This window comes from Bradyrhizobium sp. dw_78 (assembly GCF_018449525.1).
Lineage (GTDB): Bacteria > Pseudomonadota > Alphaproteobacteria > Rhizobiales > Xanthobacteraceae > Bradyrhizobium.
Genome location: NZ_JAAVUS010000028.1, coordinates 1 through 861, shown reverse-complemented (window position 1 = coordinate 861; position 861 = coordinate 1). Strand labels below are relative to the sequence as shown.

The 861-nt window shown below is 60.0% G+C and carries 1 protein-coding gene; it reads right to left on the bottom strand.

The annotated features are described in order from the left end of the window. A partial coding sequence (locus tag HB630_RS28195) for a recombinase family protein (RefSeq protein WP_213776004.1) occupies window positions 1-861 on the bottom strand: 861 nt, incomplete at both ends.

Sequence of the window (861 nt, the reverse complement as noted above, 5' to 3'; positions counted from 1 at the left end):
TTGGTGGGTTGAACCGCGGATCACGATTCGATCGGACCCCACCTCCGCCCGCCCTACGATTTTTTGGAGGTGGCTCCTGCGGAAGGTTCCATCCTCGCGTCGCAACGCCTCCTTGGCGAGCCGAGCAAAATGGGCCAAGGCCCCGGGGGTGATCTCGGCGGCCTTGGTATCCCTGCCCTCCGCCCGTTCAATATCGGCAAAAGCCCCATCCCTGATGCGCTTAAGCTCCGTGATTCTGCCTTTCAGGTTCGGGTCATTCAAATCGGCCAGACCGTTCTCGATCGCCTCGTAAAGGCGTGTCAGCTTTGCATCAGCATCGCCGGCCTGGCGCTTCAATTCCGCAACGCGGGTCTTCTCCTTATCCGCATGAGCCTGCCGCATTTGGAACAAACCACCCAAGGCCTTCTGAAGCCGTGTGGGCTCCAGCAGACGCCGTTCAACGTGGTCAACAATGAGCTCGTCCAATTCCGCCATCGGGATCGTCCTACCCTTACAACCTGTTCTCCCCTGCCGGGCTGCCGTGCAGCAGGTGTAGTAGCGGTACTCCTTGCCTTTGCCGGACGTTCGCAGCGTCATCGCACCTCCGCAATCGGCACAGAAGACGACGCCGCCGAGAAGCGTTGGAGCGTTCACAAATCGTGGTGCCTTTAGCTGGGGTGCTCGCGACTTGAGCATCGCCTGGACTTCCTCGAACTCTGCTGTTTCGATGATTGGTGGGACCAGGACTTCGACGACGTCCGCCGGGTTCTTTTTGACACCCTTTCGCTTTCCGCTGACGTTGAAACGGTGAAGCCCGACGTAAGTCGTTCGGGTGAGCAACTCGTGGATAGCGCCGACGCCCCAACGCCCTCCCGTCTGCGT